This is a genomic window from Ideonella flava (genome assembly GCF_051857595.1).
In the GTDB taxonomy this organism is placed as follows: domain Bacteria; phylum Pseudomonadota; class Gammaproteobacteria; order Burkholderiales; family Burkholderiaceae_C; genus Ideonella.
Genome location: NZ_JBPZHD010000019.1, coordinates 51,010 through 65,853, shown reverse-complemented (window position 1 = coordinate 65,853; position 14,844 = coordinate 51,010). Strand labels below are relative to the sequence as shown.

Here is a 14,844-nt window from a genome sequence, read left to right as displayed (position 1 = left end):
CCCTCCGCCCCTTCCCGCCAGCGGGAAGGGGAACCCCAACGACGTCCCCTACAGCGCACCCGCCGTGACGGAGAAGCTTGACAAACGCTTCCCCATAGAAGGGGGCTCGCGCAGCGGACCGGCTTCAGCCGGATCCGCGCACGCCCTGGCATGGAGCGGCGCTGCGCGCGCTCGGAGGGCAGCTCCTGCCGGAGCCTGCCCTAAGGGGGTTCTGCAGCGGACCGGCTTCAGCCGGATGCGCGCACGCCCTGGCAGGGAGCGGCGTTGCGACGCCCTGACCGGAGTTCAAGCAACCCGCGCTGCGGCGAGCCGGTGCGCGAAAAGCATGGGGCTGACGGCCAGCGCCGTGTCGGGCGCGGCAAAGAGGTAGCCCTGCATCTCGTCGCATCCCAGCTCGGCCAGGACCTGGCGCTGCAGCTCCGTCTCCACGCCTTCGGCGACCAGGTGCAGGTCGAATCCGCGCGCGATGCCGACGATGGCGTGGATGATCGGCGAGACCCGTTCGCCGCCGACGATGTCGCGCACGAAGCTCTGGTCGATCTTGATCGAGTTGATCGGGAAGCGGCGCAGGTAGTTCAGCGATGAATAGCGGGTGCCGAAATCGTCGATGGAGATGCGCACGCCCCGCTCGCGCAGTTGCCTGAGCTTGTCGATCACGCCTGGCACGTCCTGCAGCAGCACGTTCTCGGTGATCTCGACCTCGAACACATCGCGCGGCAGGCGGTGCCTGGCCAGGCTGGAGGACACGCGCTCCACCAGGTCCGGCCGGCTGAACTCGCGCGGCGAGAGGTTCACCGCCATGCGCAGGCCCTCATGGCCCTCGCCGTGCCAGCGGGCGAGCTGCCCGCAGGCCTCCTCGATCACCCAGTCGCTGATCGCGCCTATCAGGCCGCTCTCTTCGGCCAGCTCGATGAAGCTGCCGGGCGACAGCAGGCCGTGCACCGGATGCTCCCAGCGGATCAGGCCCTCGGCGCCTATGACGCGGCCGCTGCGCAGGCTGAACTGCGGCTGGAAGTGCAGCACGAACTCGCCGTTGGGAATGGCCTCGCGCAGGTCGCGCTCGAGCTCCAGCCGCGGGAGCTGGCCTGCCTTCATGTCGGCGGTGAACAGGCGCGCGCCATTCTTGCCGCTGGCCTTGACCTCGTACATCGCGATGTCGGCATGGCGCAGCAGCGCCTCGGCCGCCTCGCCGTCGTCCGGATAGACCGAGATGCCGATGCTGGCCGTCGCGATGAACTCGCGACCGCCCACGCGAAAAGGGCGTTGCAGCTCCGCGAAGATCTTGCTGGCGATGACCTGCGCATCCTCGGCCTGGTTGAGGTCGGGCAGCAGCACGGTGAACTCGTCTCCGCCCTGGCGCGCCACCGTGTCGCCGGCCCGCACGCAGCCGCGCAGGCGCTGGGCGAAGGTCTTGAGCAGCTCGTCGCCCTCGAGGTGGCCATAGGTGTCGTTGACCAGCTTGAAACGGTCCAGGTCGATGAACATCACGCCGACCTTCTCGCCCCTTCGCGCCGCCTGGGCCAGCGCGAGTTCCAGGTGATCCTTGAACAGGCGGCGGTTGGGCAGGCCGGTGAGCTGGTCGTGCAGGGCCTGGAAGGTGACCATCTCCTCCACACGCTTGCGCTCGGTGATGTCGCGCGCCGCGCCGTAGGTGCCCATGAAGCGGGGCGAGCCGGTGCCTTCGTCGTCGCCGTAGACGCCCACCGCGCTGACCATGGTGACCACATCGGCCCGAGGTGCCGAGGTCGGATCGCGCCGGCGCAGCAACCGCAGCTCGATGTTGGCCAGCTCGCGGTCGTCTCCGCGCGGGCGGCCCAGGGTCTCGCGGGCCGCCGCGCGGTCCAGGTCGTGGACGATGGCGGTGAAGGGCTGGCCGATCAGCTCCTCGCGGCCGTAGCCCAGAAGCGTCTCGACCCTCGGGTTGATGAAGGTGAAGCGGCCGCCGTCGTCCAGCGCATAGACGAGGTCCGGCGAGTTGTCGACCAGGAAGCGATGCAGGCGCTCCGATTGCGCGAGCTGTGCGGTCATCAGCCGGTGCTCGTTCTGCATCCGCCGGTGCTCCAGGGCCGCATCCACCTTGACGGCCAGCGTGCCCAGCTCGTCGGGCTTGCGCAGGAACTCCACGGCGCCGTAACGCAGCGCGCGGATGGCCGAATCGATGCGCGCGTCGCCGCTGACCATGATCACCGGCGTGTCGGGATGGTGCTGCGAGATCCAGCGCAGCATGTCCAGGCCCGAGATGTCGGGCAGGCCGATGTCCAGCAGCACGAGGCTCGTCGGGCCGGTCTCCAGGGCCTGCTTGGCGGCCGCGCCGGAATCGGTCTCGACGATGTCCCGGTCGGGCCGCACGAGCAGCCTTCGAAGGCTCTCGCGCATGCGGGGCTCGTCATCCACGATGAGGATGCGTGGCCGCTCGGCCCCCGCGCCATCGACAGCATGCAAGGCGGGTGGCACCAGGTGGTTCATCATCCATCGACCCTTTCCGACGCGGGTAGCAGTACGGCGAAGCTGCTGCCGTGGCCGGTCCGGCTGCGACAGCTGATGTGACCTTGGAGGGTGTCGACGAGCGAGCGCACGATCGACAGGCCCAGGCCGGATCGGCCCGGGTGGCGCGAGGCGCCGAGGGGCTGGTAGAGCGATCGAAGGACGTCGGCCGGCAGGCCGGGGCCGTTGTCGCTGACGAGGAGCTCTATGTAGGCCAGGCCGTTCTGGTTGACGCCGGTGGCCACGGAGGTGGTCACCAGACCGCCCTCCGGGACGGCTTCGGAGGCGTTCTTCCAGAGGTTGAACAGGATCTGCTTGACGCTGTCGCGGTCGGCCCTGGCCAGCGCCGGCTCGGGCGAAGGCTGCAGCTCCAGCGACACGCCGCGCGCACCGAAGAGCGATTCGCCGTAGAGCGCGCGCATGCCTTCGACCAGGGCGTTGAGCTCCAGCGCTGCGCCAGCGACGGGCGCCGGCACGGCATCCTCGCCGAGCTGGCGGATGATGGTCGAGACCCGCTCGATCTCCTCTCGCAGCACCGCGATGTCCTGGCCCAAAGCCTTGGAGTCCGGCAGCTTGAGGTCGACGATGGTGAGGTAGTTGCGGATGATGCCCAGCGGGTTGGCCGCCTCGTGGGCCAGCTTCTGCCCGTGCAGGCGAAAGCGCGCCGCGGCATCGGCCTCGGTGCGACGGCGGCGCTCGCGTGCCTCGCGCGAGGCCTCGAGCGAGGCCGCCACCAGTGCGGCGAAGCTCTGCAGCCACGCCTGCCGCTTGCGCAGGCGCGCGTGCTGCACGGTCGAAACGCCGCAGACCATCACGCCCACCAGCGCGCCGGGCCCGCTCATCGGGATGTAGAGCAGCCCGTCGCTGGCCGAGCCGCCGCCGGACGCGCCGCCCAGGGCACGCGCGATCTGCACGTCGGCAGGCGCCAGCGTCGAATCGCTGTCGAAGGTCGATCTCGGCTGCCGGCTGAGGCCGGCGTCGGCGCACAGGCTGGTGCCGGACTCCAGCCCGACCTCCAGCCGTGCCAGCGCCTCGGGCTGGCCGACGATGCCGCGTCCCGACAAGGTGGCGTCCTCCGGCTGCACGAGCAGCAGCGCGAGGCGCTGCACGCCGAACAGGATGCGGGCCGATTCGCGCACCGCCACCAGCAGGTCCGCATCGTCGTCGCCGGAAGCGAAGTTCTGTTGCAGCGGCTGCAGGGCCGCCATCGCCGAGGCGGTGGCGATGAGTCGCGACTCCGCGTCTTCGGCCGCCGGCTCTTCGTCGCCATGGACGCTGCCGTTGCCGCCGTGGCCCGGGTCGCCGGCCCATTGCGGCAGCGTCTGCTGCGGCGGCGCCTCGCTCACGCCCAGCGCGGAGGCGATCGAGTCGACCCGCTGGGCCGCGCCGTCGCGCAGCACCCGGAAGCGCGTCAGTTCTATGCCGGTCAGTTCCTGGATCGCGCCCATCGCCCGGGCGTCGTCCCAGGCCGCCAGCGGAGCGAGGCTCGCGTGGTGGGCCGCCCACAGGACGCGGGTCAGGCGGTCGGCCGTCGCGACCTGCTTCGCGTCCCAGTGGTGGAACAGGATCGCGTCGGCCATCAGCGAAGGCAGCTGCCACTGGTCGACGACCCAGGCGCCGACGGCCGCATGGTCGGTGGCGAGCACGGGCTGCTCGTTGCCGACCAGGTCGGCCTCGGTCTGGCTGCTCGACAACAGCGTGCCGTAGGCCTTGCCCAGGCCGCCCAGCAGCACCAGCTGGCCCACGTCGTGCAGCAGGCCGGCCAGGTAGGCCTCTTCGCTCTCGCCGTCGGTGGCCCCCAGCTCCTGCGCGGTGGAGCGCGCCAGCTCGGCCACCAGCAGCGAGTGGCGCCAGAAGCCGGCGAGGTCCTGCGGCCTCGCATCGGACAGGCGTGCGAACACGCTCTGCACCACCAGGCACGAGGCGATGGTGCGGACCATGCGCGTGCCCAGCGCCATGAGGGATTGCTTGATGCCGCGCAGCTCGCCGCCGCGGCGGAAGGCGGCGGAATTGGCCACGGTGAGCAGGCGTGCGCTCAGTGCGGGATCACGCATAACCAGCTGCGCGAGGGTGTCCAGCGAGGCGTTCTCGCTGCCTGCCTCCTCGAGAAAGCGCAACAGGATCTGCGGCATCGCTGGCAAGTGCAGCGATTCGATGGCCCTGAGGATGGGCCCCGGAATGCTACTCAACTTCTCTCCTGTCAGCGCCCCCAACCGGCACCGCCGAGGCCCACGTTCCCAGGTTCGGAAACGTTTGCAGCTTGGAAACAGATGGTAACCGGGTCCCCTCGCTTTGGTCTTGCGATTTCTCCCAAAGACTTCCCAGCCCTCAACAAAAGTGCGAGTCTCTGACGAATGTCTGACGAAATTCTTTCCGACCGGACCGAAAGGACCCCATGCCGAACACCCATCCCACCCTGACGCGGCGCCAGGCCCTGGCTTCGCTGGCGCTGGCCAGCGTGGCGGTGCGCTCGCTTGCGGCGCCGGCGGCGGCGATGCAGTCCTGGCCCCTGAAGACAGCGGAACGAACCGGCATCCACGACGTCGCGCCGGCCTCCGACGCCGGCGTCTGGTTCACCGCCCAGCGCAGCGGCCACCTCGGCTGGTTCGACCCGGCCAGCGGCCGGGCGGAGCTGGTGGCCCTGGGTGCGGGGTCGTCGCCTCACGGTGTGATCCCGGGCCCGGACAAGGCCGCCTGGATCACCGATGGCGGCCAGAACGCCATCGTCAGGGTGGACTGGCCGAGCCGGGAAGTGCGGCGTTTCCCGCTGCCCGCCGGCAGCCGCAACGCCAACCTCAACACCGCCGCCTTCGATGGCGACGGCGTCTTGTGGTTCACCGGCCAGGGCGGCGTGGTGGGCCGGCTCGATCCGAAGTCAGGCGAGGTGCGCGTGAAGGACGCGCCACGCGGGCGTGGCCCTTATGGCATCTGCGCCACGCCTTCGGGCGACGTGTGGTGGTGCTCGCTGGCCGGCTCCTTCATCGCCCGCATCGACCGCCGGTCCGGCGAGTCCGCCATCGTCGAGCCGCCGACGCGCGACCAGGGCGCCCGGCGCATCTGGAGCGACAGCCAGGGGCGGCTGTGGGTCAGCGAGTGGAACAGCGGACAGCTCTCGATGCACGACCCCAAGGCCAACCGCTGGCGGGCGTGGAAGCTGCCCGGCGACAACCCGCGCGCCTACGCCGTGCACGTCGACGCGAAGGACCAGGTCTGGGTCAGCGACTTCGGCGGCAACTCGGTGCTGCGCTTCGACCCTCAGCACGAGAAGTTCGAGTCCTTCGCCTTCCCGCGCGAGGCGGCCAGCGTGCGCCAGATCCACAGCCGGCCGGGGGAGGTGTGGCTGCCGGAGAGCGGCACCGAGCACCTCTCGGTGATCAGGACGGGGTGATCGTCTCGGGCGCCTCGTCGGCGAACCAGTCGGCCCAGTAATCGATGCAGGCGCGGATCTTGGGCAGGCGCTGGCGGGTCGAGGCGGTGACGGCGTAGATCGGCACCGTCTGCGGATCCACGAAGCCGGCCAGCACCGGCACGAGCTTGCCGGCACGCAGCAGCGGCCGTGCGGCCACCATCCCCAGCCGGCCTATGCCCAGGCCCTGCACCACCATGTTGGCCGCCAGGCCCGTGTCGTTGGTGCGCCAGAAGCCGTCGGCCACCAGGGTGAAGGCCTCGCCGTCGATGACGAAGGGCCAATGGTTGAGGTTCGTCGCGGCCGTGTTGGTGACGAGCCGATGGCGGTGCAGCTCGCCCGGATTCGCCGGCAGGCCATGGCGGTCCACGTAGACCGGAGCAGCGTAGAGCGCGCGGCCGAGGCTGCCGATGCGGCGGGCGATCATGGTCTCGGGCAGCACGGTGCCGGTGCGGATGGCGATGTCGATGCCGTCGCGCGCCATGTCGGACAGGCGGTCGCTCACCTCCAGCTCCACGCGCAGCGAGGGATGCCTGTCGTTCAGGCCCGACAGGCTCGGCAGCAGCAGGTACTGCGCGATGACCGTGCTGGCCGCCACGCGCACCAGGCCGCTCGGCTCGCGGGCCTGCTCGGCGAACTCGCCTTGCAGGGCCTCCAGGGTGCCGCTCAGGCGCTGGCAGTAGTCGAGGAAGGTCTGGCCTTCGGGCGTCAACGCCAGGCCGTGGGTGGAGCGGTGGATGAGCCGCGCGCCGCACGTCGCCTCGATGCGCGCCAGCGCGCGCGAGACCTGGCTCACCGGCACGTCGCGCTCGCGGGCGACGGCGGAAAGCGTGCCGAGGGCGGCCACGCGCGCGAAAAGCTTGAGGTCGTCGAAGGCCAGGTCGTCCATGGCCGGCGATGGTAGGGCCAGGCCGCAGGCCGGCCTTGCACCGGCCGCAAAACGCCTTTGAACACGGCGCGGTTTCGGCGGCGTGCAGCGCTGCCTAGAGTCCAGGCCATGTCAGACCCACTCTGCAGGGAGTTTCGAATGAACCCCTCCATCCTCACGCTCGCCGAACGTGCCGTGCTTCGCGACCAAGCTTTGCGACGTGCCCACGAACTGCGGAGCCAGGCCATCGTCGACGGTTGGAATGCCGTGTTTGCCGCACTGCGCGGCCTCACCTCGTGGTCGCCAGTACGTCGCCCTGCGCGCAGCCATGAAACCTGACCATGCCACAGCCGGCTCGATGCCCGCGCTGCGCTAGCATGAAGCGGTGACGACGCCGCCCCCCGCTCCGCCCGAGCCGGCCCCCGAGGGCCTGCCGGACGAGGTCGCGGCCTTCATCCAGAGCGGCCTGTCGATCACCGTCGGCGGGCGCGACGACCGGCTGATCCCGTCCATCGCCAAGGGCGTGGGATGCCGGGTGGAAGACCAGGGCCGGCAGGTCACGGTGCTGGTCTTCGCGGAGGCGGCTGAAGGCGTGATGCGCGACATCGCCCACAACCAGCACATCGCCGTGGTGTTCACCCGGCCCAGCACCAACCGGACCGTGCAGCTCAAGGGCCACGATGCCCGCCCGGCGCCGGCGGGGCCGGCCGAGGCGGCCCTGGTGCGGCGCCACCTGGCGCTGTTCGCCGACGACCTGCGGCTGCTAGGCTGGCAGCCGCACTACGTGAACACGCTGTTCCTGCACGACTGGTCGCAGCTGCTGGCAATCCGCTTCACGCCGCAGTTCGCGTATGCGCAGACGCCTGGCCCCGGCGCCGGCGCGCGCATGCCGCTGCAACCGGTCGGCCCGCGATGAGACGTCCTGGGTCAACCCCCTGTTGGCGGGCCGAGCGCAGGGCCGCTCCCAAGCCGGCCCGCATCCCCTCGGGGGATCGGCCGACGTACCCGTCGGACGAGAAGCTCCAATGAGCGTCACGCTGGACCAGATCCGCAGCTGCCTGGAGGGCGTGATCCCGGCGGTGCTGGCCACCTGCGCCACCGACGGCACGCCCAACGTCGCCTACGTCTCGCAGATGCACTACGTGGACCCGCGCCACGTGGCGCTGTCCTTCCAGTTCTTCAACAAGACGCGCGAGAACATCCTGGCCAATCCGCAGGCCACGGCGCTGGTGATAGACCCGGTGACGGCGGAGTCGTACCGGCTGTCGCTGCTGTACCTGCGCACCGAGACCGAAGGCGGCCTGTTCCAGTCGATGAAGGCCCGCCTCGCCGGCATCGCCTCGCACACCGGCATGAGCGGCGTGTTCAAGCTGCAGGGCTCGGACATCTACCTCGTGCAGACAATAGAGCACGTGCCCGGCCAGGCCATCGCCAGGCCCCCCTCGGCGCGCAACCTGCTCAACGCCCTGCGCAGCGCCAGCCGGCGCCTGGCAGGCTGCGGCGAGCTGGACCAGCTGTTCGACACTGTCCTGGCCGTGCTGGCGCAGGACTTCGGCGTCAGCCACGCCCTGCTGCTGATGGCCGATGCGGCCCAGGAGCGGCTCTACACCGTGGCCAGCCGCGGCTACAGCGTCACCGGCGTGGGCTCCGAGATCGCCTTCGGCGACGGCGTGATCGGCGTGGCGGCCGAGTACCGCGAGCCGATCCGCATCAACCACATGACGATGGAGTACCGCTACGGCCGAGCCGCGCGCGACGGCGCGCCTCGCCGCGCGTGGCCGCTGGAAACCGATATTCCGTTCCCCGGCCTGGCGGAGCCGCACAGCCAGCTGGCGGTCCCCATCGTCGCGGGCGGCCGCCTTCTCGGCGTGCTGTGCGTGGAGAGCCCCGAGGACCTGCGTTTCGGCTACGACGACGAGGATGCCCTGGTCACGCTCGCCCAGCTGCTGGCCACGAGCGTGCTGGCCTTGCAGCTGCAGCAAGTGGGCGAGGCCGGCGTGCCCGAGACCACGACGCCCTCGCCTTCCTCGCCCGCGGCGGCCACGGTCGAGGTGCGCCACTACCGCGCCAACCACAGCGTCTTCGTCGACGACGACTACCTCATCAAGGGCGTGGCCGGCGCCATCCTGTGGAAGCTGCTGCAGACGCAGGCAGCCACCGGCCGTTGCGAATTCAGCAACCGCGAACTGCGAATGGCCACCGACCTGGGCCTGCCGGAGATCAGCGACAACCTCGAGGCGCGGCTGGTGCTGCTGCAGCGGCGCCTGGCCGAGCGCTGCCCGGCGATCGCGATCGAGAAGACCGGGCGCGGGCAGTTCCGGCTGTCGCTGCGCGGCCGCGTGCGGCTGTCCGACGTGGAAGGCTGAAGACAGAAGGGGCCTGCGTGGGGACTGGGCTTCGACAGGCTCAGTCCGAACGGGTGGGAATCAAAGCCCCAGCGCCAAACTCAGCTTGCGCCAGTCGCGCCCGCCCAGCAGCGGGCGGACCAGGCTGAGGATGCCGTCGAAGGCTTCCTTCGGCGCCGCCTGGCGCATGCCGCCGAGCATCGCCGCCCGCTCGGCCGGCGTCATGTGCGGCAGCATCCAGCGCATGCTCAGCGCCGTCTCCTCGGGCTTCAGGCTGCCGACGATGCGGTGCTCGATGTCGAGGATCTCGGCGTCGCTGTAGTGCTTCCACAGCACGGCGTTGTGCTCGGATTCTTCGCGCCGCATGTGCTCGAAATTCTCGGCCACGAAGGCGACCAGCGCGCGATACAAGGCCCGCGCACCCTCCGGGCTGCCGGGCATGCCGGCCAGCAGCGATTGCAGCCGGGCAATGTCCTGCAGGTGGTGCTCGTGCTCGCCGGCGATGCGCGAGCAACTGCCCGGCGCGCGGGCCTGCATGGCGGGATGGACGAAGTCGTTCTCGTGTTCGAGGTGGCTGCGGCAGGTGTCGAGCAGGGCCTGCACCTCGGCGCCGACCTCGGCCACTTCGTCGGTGTCGGTCGCATCAAGGCGGCCGACACGCACCAGCGTGTGGGCCATGAAGGCCCGCAGACCCTTGTGGATGAAGGCGTAGATGTCGTAGCGCGGGGTGGCGCCGATGGCGGTGTTCATGAGCTTGCAGAAGTGCGAGTAGTGGAGGTAGCGAAGCTTAGGAATCGGGCACCGCATGCGTTCGTAAGAATCCGCTGCGGGCTTCTTAAGAATCTCGTAAAACCCGCCATCGGCAGGCGTAAGCTGCGCCCGCAGTGGACAACAACAAACACGGAGATCCCGGATGAGTGCTTCCACCGACACCCTGCGCCGCGACCGTCTCGCGGCCGTGCTGGCCATCGCCGCGACCCGGCTGCCGGCCGAACGCATGGCGATGTTCGAGAGCTACGCGCGCGAGTGCCTGCGCCAGCTCGATGCCGACGACATCGCCGACCGCTCGCCTGAAGACCAGTGCGGCGGCCTGCTTTCGCACTGGCAGTTCGGCGCCAGCCGCACGCCGGGCCGACCGAAGGTTCGCGTGCTGAGCCCCACCGTGGCCGAGCACGGCTGGGCCTCGCGCCACACGGTGATCGAGCTCATCAACGACGACATGCCGTTCCTGGTCGATTCGACTTCGGTCGAGATCAACCGCCAGGGCCTGACCCTGCACCTCATCGTCCACCCCATCTTCCTCGTCGAGCGGGACCAGGCCGGCGCACTCTCCGCGATCGCCCCCGGCACCGAAACGGCACCCGGCACGCGCGAGTCGTGGATGCACATCGAGGTGGACCGCCTGGTCGACGCGGCGCAGAAGGCCGAGCTGGTGGCCGGCATAGAACGCGTGCTGGGCGACGTGCGCCAGGCGGTCGAAGACTGGAAGCCCATGGTCGCGCGGCTGGAGGAGGCGACTGCGGAGCTGGGCCGCGCGCCCGCAACGCTGCCCGCGAGCCAGATCGCGGAGAGCCGTGCCTTTCTCGAATGGCTGGCCGACGATCACCTCACGCTGCTGGGCTACCGCCAGCACGAGCTCGTCAGCCTGGACGGCGACAGCGCGCTTCGCCTGGTGCCAGGCACCGGCCTGGGCGTGCTGCGCGAGACCGAGGCCGACAAGGCCTCGTCCGGCCTGACCCTGCTGCCGCCCAACGCCCGCGAAATGGCCCATGCCCCCACTCCGGTGCTGGTGGTGACCAAGGCCAACACCCGCTCCACCGTGCACCGGCCGGGCTACACCGACTACATCGGCGTCAAGCGCTACGACGCGCAGGGCCAGGTGGTGGGCGAGCACCGCTTCCTGGGTCTGCTGACCTCCAGCGCCTACGCCTCGCGCGTGGCCGAGACGCCGCTGCTGCGCCACAAGGTCGAGGCCATCGTCGAGCGCGCCGGCCTGCCGCCGGGCGGCCACCTGGCCAAGGCGCTGGCGCACATCCTCGAGACCTATCCGCGCGACGAGCTGTTCCAGATCTCGGACGACGAGCTGTACGACACCGCCCTTGGCATCCTCGCGCTCGGCGACCGCCAGCGCCTGCGCCTGTTCGTGCGGCGCGACCCGTTCGACCGCTTCGTCTCCTGCCTCATCTACGTGCCGCGGGAGGCCTATGCGACCGACCTGCGGATGAAGATGCAGCGCATCCTGATGGAGGCCTTCGCCGGCACCAGCGCGGAGTTCGACGTGCTGCTGTCCGACACGGTGCTGGCCCGCATCCACTTCACCGTGCGCACGACTCCCGGCCACATTCCCGACGTGGACCGGCGCGAGCTGGAGCGCAAGCTCGCCGAGGCCGCGCGGCGATGGGACGACGCGCTGCGCGATGCGCTGACCGAGGCCGAGGGCGAGGGTCGCGGCATCGCGCTGTACAAGTCCTGGGCCACCGCCTTCCCGCCCGAGTTCCGCGAGCGGGTGCCTGCCCGCGCGGCCGTGCCGGACGTGCGCGCTGCGGCGGCGTTGACGCCGCAATCGCCCATCGGCCTCGCGCTTTACCGGCCGCTGGGCGGCGGCCCGAACTCGCTGGGCTTCAAGGTCTACCGCCTGGGCGAGCCGATCGTGCTGTCGGACAGCCTGCCCATGCTCGAGCACATGGGCGTTCGCGTGCTCGGCGAGCAGAACTACCGGCTGCGCAGCGCGGCGCACGCCATCTCGCTGCACGATTTCGACCTGCAGGCGCCGATGAGCGAGGAAGCCGAGCCCGAGCTGCTGGCGCGCCTGTTCGAGGATGCCTTCGGCCGCGTCTTCCGCGGCGAGGTGGAGAGCGACGACCTGAACAAGCTGGTGCTGCGCGCCGGCCTGGCGGCCGAGGAGATCGTCGTGCTGCGCGCCTATGTGCGCTACCTCAAGCAGATCGGCTTCGCGCTTTCGCAGGCCGCGGTGGAGGCCACGCTGGTGGCGCATCCCCGCATCACCCGCATGCTGGTGCAGCTGTTCAAGCTGAGGCTGGACCCGGCCGCTCACGACGATCAAGGCGCGCAATCGCAGGTCAATGCCATCGAGCAGGCGCTCGATCGGGTCAGCAACCTGCAGGAGGACCGGGCGCTGAGGCAGCTGCTGGCCCTGGTGCTGGCCACCTTGCGCACGAACTACTGGCGCACCGGCACCGGCCACTCGGGCGCGCCCGGCCCGCGAAGGCCCTTCCTCAGCTTCAAGTTCGAGTCGGCCAAGGTGCCGGGCCTGCCCGAGCCCAAGCCGCTGTACGAGATCTTCGTCTACTCGCCGCGCTTCGAAGGCATCCACCTGCGTGGAGGCAAGGTGGCGCGCGGCGGCCTGCGCTGGTCGGACCGGCCGGAGGACTTCCGCACCGAAGTGCTGGGGCTGGTCAAGGCGCAGATGGTGAAGAACACCGTCATCGTGCCGGTCGGCTCCAAGGGCGGCTTCGTGCTGAAGAAGGCGCCGCCGGCCAGCGACCGCGAGGCCTTCCTGAAGGAGGGCGTGGCCTGCTACCAGGACTACCTGCGCGGCCTGCTGGACCTGACCGACAACCTGGCCGGCACCACCGTCGTGCCGCCCCCGATGGTCACGCGGCTCGACGGTGACGATCCCTACCTCGTCGTCGCCGCGGACAAGGGCACCGCCACCTTCAGCGACTACGCGAACGCGGTCAGCAAGGAGTACGGCCACTGGCTGGGCGATGCCTTCGCCTCGGGCGGCAGCGTGGGCTACGACCACAAGGCCATGGGCATCACCGCCCGCGGCGCGTGGGAGAGCGTCAAGCGCGCCTTCCGCGAGCGCGGCACCGACATCCAGTCCACCGAGTTCACGGTCGTCGGCGTGGGCGACATGTCGGGCGACGTGTTCGGCAACGGCATGCTGCTGTCGCGCCATACCCGGCTCGTCGCCGCCTTCGACCACCGCCACATCTTCATCGACCCGACGCCCGACGCCGCGACCACCTTCGCCGAGCGCGAGCGCATGTTCAAGCTGCCGCGCTCCTCCTGGGCCGACTACGACCAGCAGCTGATCTCCGACGGGGGCGGCGTCTGGGCGCGCTCGGAGAAGGCCATCCCCATCTCCCCGCAGGCGCGGCAGGCGCTGGGCATAGAGGCCGAGCGCCTCGCCCCCACCGAGCTCATCTCCGCCATCCTCAAGGCGCCGGTCGACCTGCTCTACAACGGAGGCATCGGCACCTACGTCAAGGCGAGCACCGAGAGCCACGCCGAGGTGGGCGACCGGGCCAACGACAACCTGCGCATCAACGGCCGCGAGCTGCGCTGCAAGGTGGTCGGCGAAGGCGGCAACCTCGGCTTCACCCAGCGCGGTCGCATCGAGGCGGCGCTGAACGGCGTGTCGATCAACACCGATGCGATCGACAACTCCGCCGGCGTGGACACCTCCGACCACGAGGTCAACATCAAGATCCTGCTCGGCCTGGCCATCGCCGATGGCGAGATGACCGAGAAGCAGCGCAACACCGTGCTGGCACAGATGACCGACGAGGTGGCCGCCCTGGTGCTGCGCGACAACTACTTCCAGACCCAGGCCCTGTCGGTGACCCACCGCCTCGGCGCCAGGCTGCTGGACCAGGAGGCGCGCTTCATCCGCTTCCTCGAGAAGTCAGGGCGCCTGAACCGCGCGATCGAGTTCCTGCCGAGCGACGACGAGATCGCCGACCGCGGCGCGCACGGCATAGGCCTGACCACGCCGGAGCGGGCGGTGTTGCTGGCCTACAGCAAGATGTGGCTGTTCGACGAGATCACCGCCTCGGACCTGCCGGAGGACCCGTGGATAGGGACAGCGCTAGGCCGCTACTTCCCGGCCGCGCTGCGCGAGAGCATGGCCGCGTACATCCCGCGCCATCCGCTCAAGCGCGAGATCGTCGCGACCCATGTGCTCAACAGCATGGTCAACCGCGTGGGCTCGACCTTCGTCCACCGCCTGGCCGACATGACCGGCGCCAAGCCGGCGCAGGTGGTGCGGGCCTACCTGTGCACGCGGGAGGTGATGGGCCACGTGGCCCTGTGGCAGCAGGTCGAGGCGCTGGACAACCTGGTGCCCGATGAAGTGCAGTCCGAGATGCTGATCGAGGAAGGCTGGCTCACGTCGCGAGCCACCACCTGGTTCCTGCGCTGGAAGCGCCTGGCCGAGCCGATGGAGCAGACCTTCACCCGCTTCCGCGCCGCGGTCGAGGCACTGCGAGAGCCGCTGGCCGTGCAGGCCGCCGGCACGCCCCAGGCGCAGGCCTGGGTCGCGGCCGGCGTACCGGCCGCCCTGGCCGCGCGCGTGGCCAGCGCCGACGGACTTTTCGCGGCGCTGGACATCGCGGAGGTGGCCGAGGCCACGAAGCGCGACGTGACCGAGGTGGGCGAGGTCCACGTGGGCGTGGGCAGCCGGCTGGGCCTTTCGCGGCTGCGCCAGCAGATCGACGACCTGCCCGGCAACAGCCACTGGCAAAGCCTGGCCAAGGCCGCGCTCGGCGACGACCTGGCCGGCCTGCAGCGCGCCATCACCCAGGAGGTGCTCGCCAGCGGAGAGAACGGCGGCTCGGCCGCGATGCTCTCTGCGTGGGAAGCTGCCAACGCAGATGCCCTGGACCGCGCCCAGCGCGTGCTGCTGGAACTGGCCGACGCCAAGAACGCCGACCTGTCCATGCTCTCCGTCGCCCTTCGCGAGTTGCGCAACCTGGCGTGAGGTTCGTCAGCCGGCC

At 70.3% G+C, this 14,844-nt stretch carries 9 protein-coding genes; 5 read left to right on the top strand and 4 right to left on the bottom strand.

Annotated features, from left to right (window positions below; translation table 11 throughout):
- Nucleotides 1-285: 285 nt before the first annotated feature.
- Both ACS5PM_RS31225 and ACS5PM_RS31220 read right to left on the bottom strand, forming a co-directional pair.
- Nucleotides 286-2,469 carry a putative bifunctional diguanylate cyclase/phosphodiesterase gene (locus ACS5PM_RS31225; protein ID WP_439391976.1) on the bottom strand — a complete coding sequence of 728 codons (2,184 nt, stop codon included), beginning with the start codon at nucleotides 2,467-2,469 and terminating at the stop codon, nucleotides 286-288.
- Nucleotides 2,466-4,673, bottom strand: a complete 2,208-nt coding sequence (locus ACS5PM_RS31220) for an HDOD domain-containing protein (RefSeq protein WP_439391975.1) — start codon at nucleotides 4,671-4,673, stop codon at nucleotides 2,466-2,468. Before ACS5PM_RS31220 ends, ACS5PM_RS31225 begins: the two co-directional genes overlap by 4 nt.
- A 206-nt stretch (nucleotides 4,674-4,879) precedes the next feature.
- Between ACS5PM_RS31220 and ACS5PM_RS31215 the strand changes: the two genes are divergently transcribed.
- Nucleotides 4,880-5,872 carry a Vgb family protein gene (locus ACS5PM_RS31215; RefSeq protein ID WP_439391974.1) on the top strand — a complete coding sequence of 331 codons (993 nt, stop codon included), beginning with the start codon at nucleotides 4,880-4,882 and terminating at the stop codon, nucleotides 5,870-5,872.
- Here ACS5PM_RS31215 and ACS5PM_RS31210 read toward each other — a convergent pair.
- Nucleotides 5,859-6,779, bottom strand: a complete 921-nt coding sequence (locus tag ACS5PM_RS31210; protein WP_439391973.1) for a LysR family transcriptional regulator — start codon at nucleotides 6,777-6,779, stop codon at nucleotides 5,859-5,861. The genes ACS5PM_RS31215 and ACS5PM_RS31210 overlap by 14 nt on opposite strands.
- 138 nt (nucleotides 6,780-6,917) lie before the next feature.
- On the opposite strand from ACS5PM_RS31210, the gene ACS5PM_RS31205 reads away from it, so the two are divergent.
- The 3 genes from ACS5PM_RS31205 to ACS5PM_RS31195 all read left to right on the top strand — a co-directional run bounded on the left by ACS5PM_RS31205 (nucleotide 6,918) and on the right by ACS5PM_RS31195 (nucleotide 9,124).
- Nucleotides 6,918-7,097 carry an RSP_7527 family protein gene (locus tag ACS5PM_RS31205; RefSeq protein ID WP_439391971.1) on the top strand — a complete coding sequence of 60 codons (180 nt, stop codon included), beginning with the start codon at nucleotides 6,918-6,920 and terminating at the stop codon, nucleotides 7,095-7,097.
- Between the two features lie 46 nt (nucleotides 7,098-7,143).
- The gene (locus ACS5PM_RS31200; RefSeq protein ID WP_439391970.1) at nucleotides 7,144-7,674 is read left to right on the top strand and encodes a hypothetical protein; all 531 of its coding nucleotides are present in this window, start codon (nucleotides 7,144-7,146) and stop codon (nucleotides 7,672-7,674) included.
- Nucleotides 7,675-7,783: 109 nt separating this feature from the next.
- Nucleotides 7,784-9,124 (top strand): GAF domain-containing protein, encoded by a 1,341-nt coding sequence (locus tag ACS5PM_RS31195; RefSeq protein WP_439391969.1) that lies wholly within the window; start codon nucleotides 7,784-7,786, stop codon nucleotides 9,122-9,124.
- A 60-nt stretch (nucleotides 9,125-9,184) separates the two neighbouring features.
- Here ACS5PM_RS31195 and ACS5PM_RS31190 read toward each other — a convergent pair whose 3' ends face one another.
- Entirely contained in the window at nucleotides 9,185-9,853 is a 669-nt protein-coding gene (locus ACS5PM_RS31190; RefSeq protein ID WP_439391968.1) for a hemerythrin domain-containing protein, read from the bottom strand.
- A gap of 163 nt (nucleotides 9,854-10,016) precedes the next feature.
- On the opposite strand from ACS5PM_RS31190, the gene ACS5PM_RS31185 reads away from it, so the two are divergent.
- Entirely contained in the window at nucleotides 10,017-14,828 is a 4,812-nt protein-coding gene (locus ACS5PM_RS31185; RefSeq protein ID WP_439391966.1) for an NAD-glutamate dehydrogenase, read from the top strand.
- The last annotated feature ends 16 nt before the right edge of the window (nucleotides 14,829-14,844 follow it).